This is a genomic window from Paenibacillus phytorum, from assembly GCF_013141715.1.
Lineage (GTDB): Bacteria > Bacillota > Bacilli > Paenibacillales > NBRC-103111 > Paenibacillus_E > Paenibacillus_E phytorum.
The window spans coordinates 51,513-67,518 of sequence record NZ_WHOA01000116.1 but is presented as its reverse complement, the minus strand read 5'-3'; the positions used below and the strand labels follow the sequence as shown (position 1 = coordinate 67,518).

Here is a 16,006-nt window from a genome sequence, read left to right as displayed (position 1 = left end):
TGTTGTACAGAGTACAACATGTGCGCACTCACAACCAAGGACGGCCTAAGCCGGTGTTTTTATTTGCCAAGATACGCATCCAGCATCCAGCTATGCTTCTCAAGCGATGAGCGAATCCCGATGAGCAGATCGGCTGTCGGTTGATCCTTTTGCTCTTCAGCAAGTTCAATTCCCTCTGTCAGCTCCGAGCAAATGCGGGTGAAGTCACTTACCAGCTGCTTCACCATTTGCTCAGCCGTCTCCTCATTTTTAGCTTCCTTTATGGACGCTGTGGCCAAATGTTCCTGCAAGGTTGCTGTCGGAATCGTACGAAGAGATAGCATTCTCTCCGCGATAACGTCTAGATGCAAGGCAACCTCTGTATATAATTCTTCGAATTTGATATGGAGGGTAAAGAAATTCTCGCCTTTCACATACCAATGATAATTATGCAGCTTCATATAAAGAACGGAAAAGTTAGCGACCTGCTTGTCAAGAATCTCTGTAATCGGACTTGCTTTCGTTGCCGTTTTGACCATTGTAAAATCCCTCCACTTAATTAGTATGGTTGTGCATACGTATATGTACCCTTCCTTATGCCTCTTGAAACAGAAAGGAAAATAAATCGAAAATTTCTTCATAATTGTTTCAGATGCCAAGAACAGGGGTAAGCAATAAGTAATTAAGCAGATAGGGGTGATTGAAATGTTAGTACAAATTAGTGCGATCATTGCAGCCGTTGCGTTTGTGTTCCTTGTCTTCTATTTGATTCAAACTTTGAAATCACTGAAAAACTCATTAGATGAGATCACATTAACGATGGGCCAAATGAAGGATGAAGTCACACAGATCAGTTCGGAAGTACAGGACGTTATTCTCAATACCAATGAGATGGCCATAGATGTGCGTGTGAAGCTGTCGAAGCTTAATCATTTATTCAGCTCGGTTAACGATGTAGGGCAAGTGATTCATGAGTTAACATCGTCGGTGAAACAATCAGCTGCGAGCCTAATCTCAGCCGTTAAACAAACGAATTTAACCCAACAAACTCAGCCGCTTAGTACGAAATGGAAGACGATTTTGCAAGGAGCTGCCATCTCGTATGAGATGTTGCAAAAAATGAAAGCCAAGAAATCACCGCAAACTGGAATTACGAAATAGAGAGGGGTCATCTTGTGAACGCTATACGTAAATTTACTGTCTACAAACAATCGAATGGGAAAGAAAATATCATATACTTAAGTGGAGAACTTGATTTATCTGCTGCATCGGAGCTAGCCACAGTGCTTGACTCGGTCGTTCATAAAGGAAATGAGGTTTTAACGTTGGATTTAAAAGAGTTGCGTTATATTGACAGTACAGGAATTGGTATGATTGTCTCCGTGCTTAAAGTGAGAGCTGCTATGAAGGCAGCCTTCCGTATTCATCACATTCCTGCCAAAGTTCAGCGATTATTCGAACTAACCGGCATTGCCCGCTATTTGGTAGATCGTGAAGACCAAAGTCAAAACCAAGGTGTAACAGAAAGGAAAGAAGAAATCATATGAGCCCATACATTGGCCTTACGATACCGGCAAAGGCGGAATATCTAGATATTGTTCGACTCACTTTATATGGCGTTGCCACCAAAGCGGGCTTTTCCTTCGAAGATATTGAAGACATGAAAGTTGCTGTGGCAGAAGCTTGCAACAATGCGATCCTGCATGCTTACTCTCATGACCAGTCAGGAAGCGTAGAGGTTCAATTTGAGCACAGCAGCGGCTTTTTAAGAATTTCTGTGAAGGATGAAGGTAATAGCTTTAATTATGTTCAAACAGATGCAGAAGCTGCCTCGCTGCACCATAAATCCATCAGTGAAGCGACGGTGGGGGGACTAGGTTTGTTCCTGATGCAAGCTTTAATGGATGATGTACAAGTATTGACGCATAGCGGTAAAGGAACCGAGGTTATTCTGACGAAGCAACTGGCAAGCCAGCTGAATAGAAAAGAGGAAATGGTATGAATGCGAATGCATCATCCTCGAAACCGTTATATGAAATGTATTCGAAAATGAAGATTTATCGGGAAACCGAATGTCAAGAGACGGCTACGGCGCTGCTGCTGCACTATGAACACATTGTTCGTATGGCAGTAGGTAAGATGTCGCGGAGCCGTCCTGATTTATATGAGGATTTATTTCAAGTCGGACAGATGTCGATGCTGCGGCTTTTTGTACAATATGACAGCACCATGGAGATTCCGTTTGAAGCCTATGCAATGAAAAGCTTAATTGGTCACCTGAAAAATTATTTGCGTGACAAGTCATGGTACATTCAGGTTCCAAGACGAATTAAAGAGAAAGGTTCGCTTGTCCAGCGTGCCCTGGATGAACTGACCGTGAAGCTGGAACGTTCGCCGAGTATCGATGAGATTGCGGCTTATTTAGAGCTCAGTCCGGAAGAAACGATTGAGATTCTGGCAGGCCGCGATTATTATAATTACACATCACTGGATACTCCGCTCACGAGTGATGGGGATAGTGCGACGATTGGCGATATGATCGCTGGTCCAACGGATGACTATCAAAACCTCGAGAGACGTATGGATCTTGAAGAGGCGATGACTTGTTTGAAAGAGGAAGAACGTACGGTTATTGGTCTTATTTATCATGAAGGACAATCGCAACGGCACATTGCCGACAAATTAGGGATTTCTCAGATGAGTGTATCCCGGATTCAGAAGCGGGCGATTGATAAGCTGAAGACTGTCTTAAACCAGAGCACGTAAGGAGGCTACCCGATGCCGGGCGACCATTTTCAATTGGAATACGGGAAGAAAGTACGTTTAGAAAGCATTGATCCTAATGAAACCGGAGCCCTTCACGATCGTGAAGAGGCCGAACCGAATATAGAACGTCTGAGCGAACGATTAGAAACCTTGCAAAATATCCTGTACGCCGAGAAGAAGCAGTCTGTTCTTTTTGTGATTCAGGGCATGGATTGCAGCGGTAAAGACGGCGTCGTTAAGCGTGCGCTCGGAAGACTCCATCCACAGGGCTTTCAAGTAAGCAGCTTCAGAACGCCTACTGAAGAGGAATCCGCTCATGATTTCTTGTGGCGCGCTCATAAGGTTGTGCCTGCGAAAGGAATGATCGGGGCCTTCATTCGGTCTTATTATGAGGATGTACTGATAACCCGCGTACACAACTCGATTAGTGATTCAGAAGCGAAGAAACGATTCAAGCACATTAATCGATTTGAGAAATTGCTGGAGAGCAGCGGTGTAAAAATCGTTAAGATTTTCCTGCATATTTCCAAGGATTTTCAACTTGCAAAGCTGCGGAATCGGCTAACGGATCCAACGAAACGTTGGAAATTCGACAAGAATGATCTCGTGGAGCGAGAATCCTGGGACGAATACCAGAAGGCTTATGAAGATGTATTTAAGCAGTGCAGCTCAGCTTCTGCTCCGTGGTATGTCGTGCCTGCTAATCATCGCTGGTACCGAGATTGGGCCGTTCTGCAAATTGCTGTAGAAGCGTTGGAAAGCATGAATGTAGCTTATCCGGAATCCGATCCGGAGCTCGATCAGTTGCTTGATCAATTATAGAAACAAGGCTCAAACTATCTCTCTAGCTCTCTTAATGTGGTATAGTGAGAACAGTAGAATGTTAACATAACATTCTCTACGAACTGTACTAGGAGGCAAACATGTTTAAATCTATTCCTATCAACATAAAGACGAAAATCACGCTAGGATATGTCTGTATTATTCTATGTTTAGGGGCTGCCCTCTTAGTTGTGAGTGATCGAATAACCTCTCTTCAGAAGGAAGTAGACTACATATCCACGCATGATATTGAAGTGCGCGATCTCCTTAATGTTATACAGAAAAACATGATCGATATGGAAACGGGGATGCGAGGCTACGTCATTACTGGGGAAGAGCAGTACCTGGATCCCTATGAGGCTGGCAGCCGAGCATGGCTCGATAATTATAATAAGCTTCATCTTTTAATAAGTGATAATCCTGCACAACAGAAAAGTTTGGAGCAGATCAAGCCAACGATTCAGAACTGGATCAAGAATGGTGGCGATAACGTTGTTAAGTTGAAAAAAGAAAACAATACAGCAGCCATTAATGATTTTTTTAAACAAAATTCAGGGAAAAAATTGATGGATCAGCTGCGCACGCAGTTTGATTCCTTTCTTAGGGTTGAACAGCAGTTAACGGCTGCAAGAGTCGATCAATTAGCAAAAAGCAACTATAATCTTAGAGTTGTTCTTTTTACCGTTTTGGGCATTACTTCTATTTTTGCGGTTCTGGTGGCTGTATTTTTGTCCAATTCAATAACTAGCACGATCAATCGAGTCATTAAGACAATTCGAGATATTACAGCTGCTGAAGGAAATCTAGATGCAAGAATTGAAGTGAGAACCAATGACGAGATTAGAGTGCTGGCAGAAGCAACGAATGATCTGCTGGCAAGCTTAGACAAGCAAAACTGGATTCAAACCAATATAACCGAAGTATCAACCTTGTATCAGGGGATTAGCGATATCACGGAATTGAGTGAAACTTTTGTGAGTAAGCTAGCTCCTATGCTGGATGCCGTCTATGGTGTTGTTTACCTCCGTAATAACGCTGGGGGCGAGACTCGGTATGTGAAAATAGCAGGATATGCAGCATCCGGGGTGGACCCCTCAACGGCTAGCTTTCGATTAGGGGAAGGCTTAGTCGGTCAATGTGCCATAGATAAGCGGATTTTCCTGATGGATAATCTTCCGGAGAACCATATTAAAGTAACGTCAGGTTTAGGTGTTTCCACACCTCGAAGCTTACTTGTTGCTCCTATCATGGTGGAAGGCAAAGCAGAGGCAGTTATTGAATTAGCTTCACTTCAACCCTTCCAATCGAAGCATCTTACGTTGGTCGATTCGCTGCAAGAGAAATTCGGTACGGCGATTACGAGTGTGCGAAGCCGAATGGAAGTAGAGCGTCTGCTTTCGGAGTCACAGATGTTAACGGAAGAGCTGCAGGCACAATCGGAAGAGCTGCAGACACAGTCTGAAGAACTCCAGATGCAGCAAGAACAGCTGCGGATGACGAATGAGTTCCTAGAGGAACAGAACCATTTCGCGGAGCAGAAAGTGTTAGAGTTGAAGAAAGCGAAGGATGAGCTGGAAGAGTTCTCGCTTAAGCTTCAGACGAGTTCGCGGTATAAATCCGATTTTCTGGCGAATATGTCCCATGAGCTGCGAACACCGCTCAATAGCATTATGATTTTGTCGCAAATGCTTGCGGAAAATAACGGTGACATGCAAATGTCGGAGGTTGTGGATTATTCACGTGTCGTTTATGCTGCAGGCAATGATCTGCTCGCGCTGATTGACGATATTCTTGATTTATCCAAAGTAGAAGCGGGTAAAATAGAAATTATGACGGATGAGGTCAACGTGACTGAAATACCGCAATTAATGAAGCTGATGTTTGATCCCGTAGCGGATAAGAAGGGGCTGGATTTCGAGGTCATTTTGGAGCCGAATGTGCCTAATGTGATTTTGACGGATGGCCAACGCATGCAGCAAATCATGAAGAATCTGTTATCTAACGCTTTTAAATTTACTGAGCAAGGCTCTGTAACCATGAAAATCGCACTCGCTGACCCTTCTCGAGTCAAAGAGCTGCTTCATAGAGATCCGGAAGAAACCGTACTGGCTATTTCGATTACAGATACCGGAATAGGTATCCCGATTGATAAGCAGCAGGTTATTTTCGAAGCGTTCCAGCAGGTGGATGGTACAACGAATCGTCAATACGGCGGAACGGGACTTGGTTTATCGATATGCCGCGAGTTTACGCGTTTGCTTGGTGGATCCATTGTCGTGAAAAGCGAACTTCACAAGGGCAGCACGTTCACCCTCTATGTGCCTAACGCGCGTGAATTGGAGCCTGAGGTCCAAGAGAACGATCATTCGCGGGGGGAAATTGCAGCAGCTAGCGAGGAATTAAAACTAGATACAACTGTAACAGTTTCGACTGAACCTAGTTCCTTGATAGCAGAGCAGCAAATGGCTGAGCTCATAAGCTCAGATTCGCAATTGTTTCATGGTAAAAGAGTGCTTCTCGTAGACGATGATGCGCGTAATGTTTTCGCGCTTGTCACAGCACTTGAGACGAAGGGAGTTACCGTGGAGATTGCTGATCACGGCAAGCATGCCCTGGAGCTTTTATCCATAGATTCCGACTACGACCTTGTGTTAATGGACATTATGATGCCTGTCATGGGGGGCTATGATGCGATGAAAGCGATTCGCGGTCAGCTGAAGCTGCACGATTTACCCATCATTGCGCTAACGGCGAAAGCAATGAAGAGTGAGAAAGAGAAATGTCTGGAGTCCGGCGCTTCCGACTATATCACCAAGCCGCTGAATATGGATCAACTATTCTCGCTTATGCGGGTATGGTTGACGAAGCAGGTGAAGAAACATTGATTCGCCAGTCCTTGGATAATTACTCCGAATTAGAAGAACTGCCCTACGATGAGCTGCAAAATATCGAGATTAATCTGCTCTTGGAAGGCTTATATCAAATGTATGGGTTCGATTTCCGCCATTATGTGCGTTCATCCTTACGCAGGAGAATTCTTAATCGCATGAAAGCAGAGAAATTGCCATCCATCACAGCGCTGCTAGAAAAAGTCCTGCACAAACCCGGCTTCGTGGAACAATTACTGAACGACATGTCGATCCGAGTGACAGAAATGTTCAGAGATCCAAGCTTTTTCAGCGCTTTTCGTAATCAGGTAGTTCCCGTGCTAAGGAAGTATCCTGAGATTCGGATTTGGCATGCAGGCTGTGCGACCGGAGAAGAAGTCTATGCGATGGCGATCCTGATGCAGGAAGAAGGCTTGGCCGAGAGAACGAAGATATATGCGACAGATATGAATGAGAAAGCGATTGAGAGCGCGCAAAAGGGCGCTTTCCCACTGAAGCAGATGCAAGTCTATACGAAGAACTACTTGGAATCAGGTGGGACCAAGGCCTTCTCCGAGTACTATACAACAGATCATCAATATGCTTATTTTCAGCCGCTGATGAAAGAAAATCTGATGTTTGCGCAGCACAATCTCGTCACGGACGGCTCCTTTAATGAATTCCATGTCATCCTGTGCCGCAATGTCATGATCTATTTCGATACGAAGCTGCAGCAGCAGGTACACAGCCTATTTCATGGAAGTTTAATTCCAGGTGGATACCTAGGCTTAGGAAAAAAAGAATCCATTCTTTTCGTGCCCGAAGGCGTGCAATATGATGAATTCGTACCGCAGGAACGAATTTATCGTAAGAGGTAATTTTGCTGGACACTCTCCCTTGGAGAGTGTTTTTTGTTTAATGCCCGACTTGTAATCGCGCAGCCTCGATCTCTGCGGAACGTAGATACCTTATTTCGCTCGAAACCGCGTATTTCATGGTTTCGCGGAACGAGGATCCGCTATTTCACGATTCAGAGGTGTAAAATTGCAAAAACACTAAAATAGCGTACGTACGTTCCGCATATAGGCGGCCCAATATCGACATATTAACCGAAATAGCGGCCCCTCGTTCCCCAAGAGCCTCAGATCAGCAGTTTAGTACCTAAATTTTGAAACTACATTGATTTATGGATCTACAACCTCCAATAAAGGAGCACGTCCCATAGGGTTGTTTCATCAGCAGCGGGGAACGTTTACATATAAAGTAGCTTGTACTTTAGAAGCAGAAAGAAGGGAAACGAATGGAAGAGGAAATCGATGAGATGAAATCTACAGGCGATTGCACGCCTGAGAAGTTGTTTCAGGAACTGGACAACGATCCGAGCACCAAGCTGGATAATGACCAGTTAGATCGCATAACGGCCATGGTGAATGAATATCAAGGGAATATTAAGTCCCATTTGATTGAACAGCAGGAGAAGAAGTCTTCAAGGGCAGATCGCCTTGCTGATCATATTGCCTCTTTTGGCGGCAGTTGGACATTTATAGTGTTGTTTTGCACTTTTTTGGGCATTTGGATGATCATTAATCTGATGAGCTTCGCATTTGATAAGCCGCCATTCATCCTGCTTAACTTGATTCTATCTTGCATTTCGGCTTTGCAGGCACCGGTTATTCTGATGAGTCAGAATCGTCAAGCGGCGCGAGATAAGCAGGAGGCGATCCTTGATTTCGCGATCAATTACCGAGCCGAACAAGAGAATATGGAGCTAAAGACACTGCTCGAACGTCTAGATAAAAGGCTGGAAAGAGTTGAACAGATGGGCTTAACACGGCAAGCTGAAAGTGAAGATAACAATGGATGATGTCCTATTTTTCAACTGAAAAGTGTTTCATTACTAGGCGAAGTGGTTAATAGATAACATAGCAAGAACAACCAATATTCGATGATAAGAGAGGGTGTTTCCTATGTTAGGTTGGGCAATTATGTTTCTAATCATTGCGCTTGTAGCCGGTGTTTTTGGATTTTTCGGGATTGTCTCAGCAGCGGTAGGGATTGCCAAAGTCTTATTCTTCGTATTCCTGATTATGTTCGTCGTATCCTTGATTTTCGGAAGACGAAGAGGCTTTTAGCAAAAGTTTCATACATCACTAACCCAATAAATAATAGCCAAAGAGGAGGAAATACCATGAATACTTATACCAGAGTGAGTGTGACATCGAATCTTCAAGAGGCACAGAATAAAGTGCAGCAATTGTACAGAGAAGGCTTTGAGCGAGAGCATATTTATGTGCTGACCCATAGTGCTGAAGGTACTGATTACGTCGCTAACTATACGGGAGCTGAGCAGATCACCATGGCTGAAGAGGGGGTGCTGACGTCTATCGCTAATCTGTTCCGTTCTCGCGGCGATGAGCTGCGGGCGAAGATGAGAGCACTCGGTGTGCCAGAAGTGGAGGCCGGTCGTTTGGAAAGTGAGCTGGATAAAGGGAAAATCCTTGTTCTGGCTACCCCTTCAACGGAAGTTAGGGAATATAATGGCCAAGATTTTCAACGCACTATTTTATGATAAAACCTTAAAAAGGGGACTCCTTCAAGGAGTCTCTTTTCTGTGTAGATAAGAAAGTATAAGACGGCGTAGCCGTTTATTTTACCTCATGCAAAAATAAAAACAAAAAAACCCTAAACGCCTCCATTCGGAGACGCGAGGGTTTCTCTTGAAATCAATTGCTACCTTCTTGCATTCATCGCCTGCTGCTTGTGTTCGATAAGGTTGGGAGCATCTTTAAATCCTTGACCATGGATGAATTGCAAATTGGACATGCAGGACTATCAGCGAATGAAAAATTATCTCTCATCCAGCATGAGCACTGTTCGGTGCTGCAGGTCCAGATGCTGGTTTGCTCCTCGGGGACAGGTTCCAACGATTTCTTTGAAAAGTACAATCGAACTCCTCCTTGTCATAGTAGACTCAGACTCGCAAGCAGTTAAAGCAATATGTGGTGAAGGACTACAGCTTGACTACATTTTCAGCTTGCGGTCCGCGGTTACCTTGAACAACTTCAAACTGTACGCTTTGGCCTTCATCCAAGCTTTTGAAGCCTTCCCCAGTAATAGCGCTGAAGTGAACGAAGACATCTTTGCCGCCTTCCATTTCAATGAAACCAAAACCTTTTTCTGCGTTAAACCATTTAACCGTGCCTGTTTCCATGTATACAAAAACCTCCAACAATAATTTGTGCCTGCGCTCCTGTTTCCGAAGACCACGTAGATCCCGATAGCTTGTTAACGCAGCTTTGATAATATATCCATTTATAGGGGAGCTTATTCCATTTTTACTAAAAATTCATTGATCGAAAAATTTATCACAAAGTCATTGCGTTGATAAGTATTGACTTGCCGCCATTTTCTGCTCTATACTGGGGCTAATTGTAAGCCGTAAGACACAACTTCATAGTTCGTATAACCTCGATAATTCGGTTCGGGGGCTCTACTGGGAACCTAAATCCTAACTACGAACACAATATATGCTCATATATTGTGTTTGTTGTTAGGATTTTTTTGGTTTCCTCATTTACGTTGAGGAGGAAGATGGGATGGGTTCATTGTTGATTCGTGGTGCAAAAGCAATTGTAACGGTGGATGCGGAGGATCGTGTGCTGGAACAGGCGAATATCCTGATTGAAGACAATCGGATAGTGAAGATGGGGAAGGACTTGTATGAGGCAGAACAGGTGATTGATGCGTCACAGATGTTCGTGTATCCCGGTCTCATTAACGTGCATCATCATTTATATCAAACGTTCACGCGCAATCTGCCGCAGGTGCAGAAGCTGGAGTTATTCGACTGGCTGCGTTATCTCTACGAAATTTGGAAAGGGATTACGCCAGACGCCGTGTACCATAGCTCGCTTACGGGGATTGCGGATCTGATGAAGAACGGTTGTACGACAGTTTTCGACCATCATTATGTGTTTCCACAGCAAAATAGTGCCCATTTTATAGATAAACAGTTCGAAGCCGCGGAGCGCCTTGGTATCCGTTTCGTTGCATCGAGAGGATCCATGACGCTAGGCAAGGATCAGGGAGGGCTGCCTCCCATGAGCGTTGTTCAGGATATAGATACGATTCTAGCCGATAGTGAGAGGCTAATTGATCTCTACCACGATGCCAGCGCAGGTTCAATGAGGCAGGTAGTGCTCGCTCCGTGTTCACCGTTCAGCGTATCCGCGGATATCATGCTTGAATCGGCGAAGCTCGCTAGATCCAAGGGCGTGCGGCTGCACACGCATCTAGCTGAGACGAAGAACGAGGAAGCCTACACGCTCGAGCGTTTCGGGATGAGGCCTTTGGCCTACATGGAAAGTCTCGGCTGGTTAGGCCACGATGTGTGGTATGCGCATGGTATACATTTTAACGATGATGAAATGAAGCTGCTTGCACATACCAAAACAGGAGTCGCGCATTGCCCGATTTCGAACATGAAGCTTTCGTCCGGCATAGCCAGGGTTCCCGAAATGCTTGCGATGGGGATTCCCGTTGGCTTAGCTGTTGATGGGAGCGCCTCAAACGATGGCTCGAATCTGTTAGAGGAACTGCGAGTTTCGTATCTCTTGCACAGACTTCAGTCTAGCAGTCAGGCACCGACCGGATATGATCTCTTGAAGGTAGCAACCAGAGGTGGAGCAGAAATATTAGGAAGAAGCGACATTGGTTCGCTGGAGATTGGCAAGGCAGCAGACTTGTTCATGGTGCGTGTAGATCAAATTGATGCTGTGGGGACTCTGACTGATCCAAAGTCGTGGCTAGGTACGGTAGGACTCAAACGTCCGGTTGATTATACAATTGTGAATGGAAAGGTTGTTGTCGAGAACGGCAGACTGGTCGGAACTGATGAGGAGAAATTAGCTAGAGATTGTCAGGATTCATTCGAAAGATTCATTCAGCAATGAGAAAAGCTCGCTCCACACCAGTCATATAGACCGAATGAGGGCGAGCTTTTGGCTTAGGATCAGCTATTCTCTGGTAATGGTTACACTACCTGTTTTATTATCGAAACCAACCTTACAGCCAAGCTGCTCGGCTATAAAACGAAGCGGTACGAAAGTGGAGCCATTCTTCAGGATGGGGGCGCTGTCCAATTGAACAGATGATCCGTTAACACTCGCTGTTTTACTGTTAAGTGTCAGAATAATCGTTTTGTCGTTAAGTTGGTCTTTCACTGTGATTTGATTTGAGGCTGCATTCCACTTCACTTCAGCTCCCAGTCTCTCCGAAATGAATCGAACGGGCACCATGGACACTTGATCCTCATTGATAAAAGGATGGGAGGAATCGAACTCGTAGTCGTCATCGTCCTGACTCATCAGCAAGTGAATGTCTTTTTTGGCTATTTTCAAATCTTCTCTCAGAAAGGAATAGAACTTAGAATCTTTGTTGAAATAGGTTAGGAAGGAATCGTTGTTGGCTGATACCTCGCTCAGGTTCAATACCCCGCCAGAGGTATCAATTACACTTGCTGTAACAGGCTTATTGATATTCCATATTTCACTGGTATAAGTAAATTTAAGTGCACTGACTCCAGCACTAACCTCTGTGAGGGGGAGTGTAAGCTCCGCATTTACTTTGCGAATCTGTTTATCGGTATCGATGAAGAAGTCTGTTTTAAGTATGGTTTTATCACTCAGTAATGCTTTCACTTGGGAGTCGGATACAGAAGAAAGTGTGTCCTGCATGTTTTTATCCCACTCGTTGAGAGCTTTCCGAAGAAATTGCTGAATGGTTGTGTAAACAAACTCAACAGCTAACGTCTTGTTATCAAGGTAAGCCATCATAAGGTCTGGCAATTCAGAATTTAACCCACTCTTAGAGGGGGAAGCTTTCATTTCTTCTTTAATAATAGGCACCAATGCATCATAGAGCTGACCAATCAATTCCTTCATTCCCTTTTCATCAGCAAGGATGTTCGTTAGGAATGCTTTCAGAAGGCCTACGAGCTCATTACCTTTAATCTCTATGTGGGCCTTTTGCATGGAAAGTGTTTCACTATTCACAGGCTCGGACACGGAAGATACGGCGAAATGTTCCGGATTCGGAGCATTGGTTAAGAAGAATTTGAGCAATGCAGGCCATAATTCTTCTGCTTTCTTGAGTAACTGCTGCTGCAAATTGGATGATAGTGCTGCAGATGAGCCAGCTAAGCCAGCTTGCGCCGTCATCGGATCAAAGAAAAGTGGTTTCTTAGCACCTTCGATATGTATAGTGAGTTTCGTCCCATTTACGTTGAGCTGGAAGGGGATAGACCCTTTGCTGTAGATAAGAGCACCATCTACAGAGATGTGCTGCTTATCTTGCATTTTAACGCTCTTCAGCTCTAAGTTCACATGATGCAAGACGTCAATCATCCGTTTCTCGTCAGCGGACAAGCCATCGGTGTTACCTGTGATGATGTCCATTTGAAGCGAGCCTTTGGATTCGGCGGATTGAATGCTGGCACTATTTTGAATAGCTTGCCCCAAATCTAGCCCTTGAACAGCCTGACACCCCGTTAACGCCAAAAGCATAATAACTAATGCAGTGGAAATCCACCAAGTAAATCTCTTTCTTTGCATCTACAAATCTACTCCTTAGATATAATAGCTAGTAAAAAATAGCAGTGATAGATTATACGCACAAAAAGAGGGAAAGATGCGCTTTGATTAGAAAATTTTTACAATGGCTTAATATACGCTAATAGAAAAACTCGCTTCTCAGAGGTCTTAATGACCTGATGAGAGCGAGCTTTTGTCTTAGGAAAGCAGTAAGATAACCAATAGTTCGAAGAGCACAAGCGTTATGATTTGGTTGTATTGAGCTGGCGTATAGATGGGTCTATGCTGGCCATGAGGATGCCCATGCGGATTCACTTGAAGGTATGCATGGTGTCCATCCACGTTAACCAAAACACCTTCATGCGTATGTCCTTCTAACGTTGTGACACGAATAGTACGACCGATATGAGGGTGGAGTGCACCTTGGATCGTATCTCTTTTCTGCCTTAACATGTGCTGCCAATTTGGATCTGCCTGGAAAAGAACATGAGGCCCGTGATGACCGGGATGAACAGGATGAACAGGATGAACAGGATGAACAGGATGAACAGGATGATGCGATGGATTCATATACATACGGTTTCGCTCCTTTTTCGTGCGGCTGCGCTTAGCAGCAGGCTTTTGCCTAGGTTCACTACTAGATTATTCAGCCGCCCAAAAAAGGTGTATCGCCAACTCGTGTCAATTCAACAGGTTAGTCGCGTTTAATCGTAACTACACGTGTATCGTCATTGAATGAAACTTTGCCTCCGAGCTGCTCCGCGATGAATCGAATCGGTACGAAAGTGGATCCGTTATGGAGCGTAGCCGCACTTTCCAACTCGATAGAAGCGCCGTTCACACTTGCGATCTTACTGTCTAGCTTCAGGACAATCGTCGCACCTGTTAACAAGTCCTTGATGGTTACTTGCTGAAGATTCCCGTTCCAGCCAACCTCAGCGCCAAGCTTTTCAGAAATAAATCTCACAGGCACCATCGTTTTGTTATCTGAATTAATAAAAGGCTGTGGGGTATCGGATTCAGCCCCGGAAGCACCATCATTCAACTTCAGATTGACTTCTTTTTTCGTTACTTTCAAATCATCCTTGAGCAGCTTGTAAATGAGAGACTGCTTATCAAGGTTATTCAATAAGCTGTAGATGGATGAAGCGTCCATGCCTACATTTAGCGCACCGTCAGAAATATTGATGGTATTCGCCGTGACCGGCTTATTGATATTCCACGTCTCACTTACATAAGACAGCTTGAGAGCAGCAATGCCTGAGCTCGTATTCGTAAGAGGAACATTCAACGCAAGGCTTTGCTTGCGAACTTGTTTGTCAGCGTCTGTGTAAATATCTGCTTGAAGGGCTGATTTGCTGTTAAATAAATCCTGAATCGGCAAAATGCCCGGCTCGCCCAAAGCATCCCCGGCAATCATTTTATCCAAGGACGCAGCTGTTTTCTTCAGAAAATCTTGAACAGGTGGGTAGACAAGTCCAACAGCTAACTGTTTATTACTTAAAATCTTTAGAGAAAAGTCGGTAGATCCGCCCTTGATTTGCTCCTCAATAATTGGTGAGAGGGCATCGTACAATTGGCTGATCAATTCTTTCAATCCAGCTTCATCAGCGAGAACATTACTCAGCAGCTTTTTGAGAAGGGAAGCCAGTTCCGTGCCGCTAAGCTCGATATGCGCTTTTTGCAGAGACAGGGACTCGCCATTTACTTTATCCGTGACAGGTGTGACAGATATGTTCGACGGATTAGGCGTATTAGCTAAAATAAGTCCAATAATCGCAGATTTAATATCTGCAATTTTGTTGCCGAACTGTTCTTGCACAGCTGCGGGTAACAGTTTAGTAAACGATAAATTAGAACCTCCTAAGACATCGAAAACAATCGGTTTCTTCGCGCCCTCGACACTCAAAATGAACTTGGTGCCCTCAGTTGCAAGTTTGAAAGGAATTGTGCCTTTACTGTATGTAATCGTACCATCTGCCGAAAGGTGCTGTGCATCTTGTGTTTTCACATTGGTGAGTTCGATTTTCACGTTTTGCAGAGCGGTTAGTGCCTTCTGCTCCTCAGTGGATAGCTTAGAAGTGTCGCCAGGCACAAACTCGAGCTGCAAGGTGCCTTTGGATTCTGAGGACTTCACGGCCCAGTCATTCTGAATCGCCCCAGCAAGGTCTAATCCTTGCACAGCCTGGCAGCCTGATAAAGTAAACATCAATAGAACCATTGCGGCGGAGATCCACCAAGTCAATTTCTTTTTGTGCATGTGATAATCTACTCCTTAGGTTTAATAAAAATAGTAAAAGACGTTCAATGATTATACGCGAAATAAAGCTGAAGGATTCGCTGTTATGAGTATATTTTTTTTGGGCGAAACCTTTTATTACCAAATTCGTCTATATTTATAAGGCGTACTGCGTACAAGGTAAATTTGCTAAAGCAAAACTCTTAGGAGGTAATTGTCTATGATGACGTTGTTTGCCATATGTTTCTTTGTAGGCCTTGTACTCACGGTACTTGTTACGTTTTTTGGCGGTGAGTTTCATGCGGATAACGGGGCAGCTCATGCCCATGGTGGACCGTCTTTTTTTAACTTATCTTCCATATTAGCTAGTTTGACGGTGTTTGGCGGCATGGGGTATATGCTGAATCAAGTTGGGATGACAAGTAGTTTGCTCATTCTGCTTATCGCAATCGGTGCCGGTCTCTTCGTAGGATGGCTCTTCTTCCTTCTCTACGCCAAAGTTATTTATAAGCATGACCACAGCATGAAAGAGAGCGATTTTGATCTGAGTGGTCAGTTAGGGAAGCTGTCTGTGCCGATTAATGGGAAGGGGACGGGCGAAATGATGTTTGTGATGCATGGCACTACGCGTTCCATCAGTGTTCGATCTGAGAATGGGGAGTCCATTCCGAAGGGGACGAAGGTCGTCGTTTTGCACATGAATAAAGGAATTGCGACGGTAACGAGGTTTAACCAATAATAGC

The 16,006-nt window shown here is 44.4% G+C and carries 18 protein-coding genes and 1 riboswitch; of the genes, 12 read left to right on the top strand and 6 right to left on the bottom strand.

From position 1 onward, the window contains the following. Positions 1-59: 59 nt before the first annotated feature. Positions 60-518, bottom strand: a complete 459-nt coding sequence (locus GC098_RS17605) for a Dps family protein (RefSeq protein WP_171644422.1) — start codon at positions 516-518, stop codon at positions 60-62. Positions 519-684: 166 nt separating this feature from the next. On the opposite strand from GC098_RS17605, the gene GC098_RS17600 reads away from it, so the two are divergent. From GC098_RS17600 to GC098_RS17555, 10 genes are all read left to right on the top strand, one after another. Next, the gene (locus tag GC098_RS17600; protein WP_171644421.1) at positions 685-1,140 is read left to right on the top strand and encodes a DUF948 domain-containing protein; all 456 of its coding nucleotides are present in this window, start codon (positions 685-687) and stop codon (positions 1,138-1,140) included. A 14-nt stretch (positions 1,141-1,154) separates the two neighbouring features. After that, positions 1,155-1,526 carry an STAS domain-containing protein gene (locus GC098_RS17595; protein ID WP_171644420.1) on the top strand — a complete coding sequence of 124 codons (372 nt, stop codon included), beginning with the start codon at positions 1,155-1,157 and terminating at the stop codon, positions 1,524-1,526. Further along, positions 1,523-1,981, top strand: coding sequence for an anti-sigma B factor RsbW (gene rsbW, locus GC098_RS17590; RefSeq protein ID WP_171644419.1), 459 nt, complete (start codon positions 1,523-1,525; stop codon positions 1,979-1,981). The genes GC098_RS17595 and rsbW overlap by 4 nt, the downstream gene beginning before the upstream one ends. Beyond that, a complete protein-coding gene (locus GC098_RS17585; RefSeq protein WP_171644418.1) occupies positions 1,978-2,745 on the top strand; it encodes a sigma-70 family RNA polymerase sigma factor in 768 nt (255 codons plus the stop codon). Before rsbW ends, GC098_RS17585 begins: the two co-directional genes overlap by 4 nt. 12 nt (positions 2,746-2,757) lie before the next feature. Continuing rightward, positions 2,758-3,567: a PPK2 family polyphosphate kinase gene (locus tag GC098_RS17580; protein ID WP_171644417.1), complete on the top strand. Its 810-nt coding sequence runs from the start codon at positions 2,758-2,760 to the stop codon at positions 3,565-3,567. Positions 3,568-3,668: 101 nt separating this feature from the next. Beyond that, on the top strand, positions 3,669-6,452 hold the full coding sequence (locus tag GC098_RS17575) for a CHASE3 domain-containing protein (protein WP_171644416.1): 2,784 nt from the start codon (positions 3,669-3,671) through the stop codon (positions 6,450-6,452). A gap of 11 nt (positions 6,453-6,463) precedes the next feature. Then, positions 6,464-7,312, top strand: a complete 849-nt coding sequence (locus GC098_RS17570; protein ID WP_246358681.1) for a CheR family methyltransferase — start codon at positions 6,464-6,466, stop codon at positions 7,310-7,312. 422 nt (positions 7,313-7,734) lie between these two features. Continuing rightward, the gene (locus GC098_RS17565; protein WP_246358673.1) at positions 7,735-8,298 is read left to right on the top strand and encodes a DUF1003 domain-containing protein; all 564 of its coding nucleotides are present in this window, start codon (positions 7,735-7,737) and stop codon (positions 8,296-8,298) included. A 103-nt stretch (positions 8,299-8,401) separates the two neighbouring features. Further along, positions 8,402-8,566, top strand: coding sequence for a DUF1328 domain-containing protein (locus GC098_RS17560; protein ID WP_029196203.1), 165 nt, complete (start codon positions 8,402-8,404; stop codon positions 8,564-8,566). A gap of 56 nt (positions 8,567-8,622) precedes the next feature. Beyond that, a complete protein-coding gene (locus GC098_RS17555; RefSeq protein ID WP_171644415.1) occupies positions 8,623-9,003 on the top strand; it encodes a YflT domain-containing protein in 381 nt (126 codons plus the stop codon). A gap of 175 nt (positions 9,004-9,178) precedes the next feature. On the opposite strand, the gene GC098_RS17550 is transcribed toward GC098_RS17555, so the two are convergent. Together GC098_RS17550 and GC098_RS17545 are read right to left on the bottom strand one after the other, a co-directional pair. Further along, positions 9,179-9,379, bottom strand: a complete 201-nt coding sequence (locus GC098_RS17550; protein WP_082562262.1) for a cold-shock protein — start codon at positions 9,377-9,379, stop codon at positions 9,179-9,181. 65 nt (positions 9,380-9,444) lie between these two features. Beyond that, positions 9,445-9,645 carry a cold-shock protein gene (locus tag GC098_RS17545; RefSeq protein ID WP_029196201.1) on the bottom strand — a complete coding sequence of 67 codons (201 nt, stop codon included), beginning with the start codon at positions 9,643-9,645 and terminating at the stop codon, positions 9,445-9,447. A gap of 227 nt (positions 9,646-9,872) precedes the next feature. Further along, positions 9,873-9,969, top strand: a riboswitch (purine riboswitch). Positions 9,970-10,030: 61 nt separating this feature from the next. Between GC098_RS17545 and GC098_RS17540 the strand changes: the two genes are divergently transcribed. Further along, the gene (locus tag GC098_RS17540; protein WP_171644414.1) at positions 10,031-11,386 is read left to right on the top strand and encodes an 8-oxoguanine deaminase; all 1,356 of its coding nucleotides are present in this window, start codon (positions 10,031-10,033) and stop codon (positions 11,384-11,386) included. 63 nt (positions 11,387-11,449) lie between these two features. On the opposite strand, the gene GC098_RS17535 is transcribed toward GC098_RS17540, so the two are convergent. The 3 genes from GC098_RS17535 to GC098_RS17525 form a co-directional block, all read right to left on the bottom strand. Beyond that, positions 11,450-13,045 (bottom strand): copper amine oxidase N-terminal domain-containing protein, encoded by a 1,596-nt coding sequence (locus GC098_RS17535; protein WP_171644413.1) that lies wholly within the window; start codon positions 13,043-13,045, stop codon positions 11,450-11,452. A gap of 177 nt (positions 13,046-13,222) precedes the next feature. Beyond that, a complete protein-coding gene (locus GC098_RS17530; RefSeq protein WP_171644412.1) occupies positions 13,223-13,600 on the bottom strand; it encodes a hypothetical protein in 378 nt (125 codons plus the stop codon). 118 nt (positions 13,601-13,718) lie between these two features. Then, a complete protein-coding gene (locus GC098_RS17525) occupies positions 13,719-15,284 on the bottom strand; it encodes a copper amine oxidase N-terminal domain-containing protein (RefSeq protein WP_171644411.1) in 1,566 nt (521 codons plus the stop codon). A 199-nt stretch (positions 15,285-15,483) separates the two neighbouring features. Here GC098_RS17525 and GC098_RS17520 point away from each other — a divergent pair, with 199 nt between their 5' ends. Continuing rightward, positions 15,484-16,002, top strand: coding sequence for an NfeD family protein (locus tag GC098_RS17520; protein ID WP_171644410.1), 519 nt, complete (start codon positions 15,484-15,486; stop codon positions 16,000-16,002). The last annotated feature ends 4 nt before the right edge of the window (positions 16,003-16,006 follow it).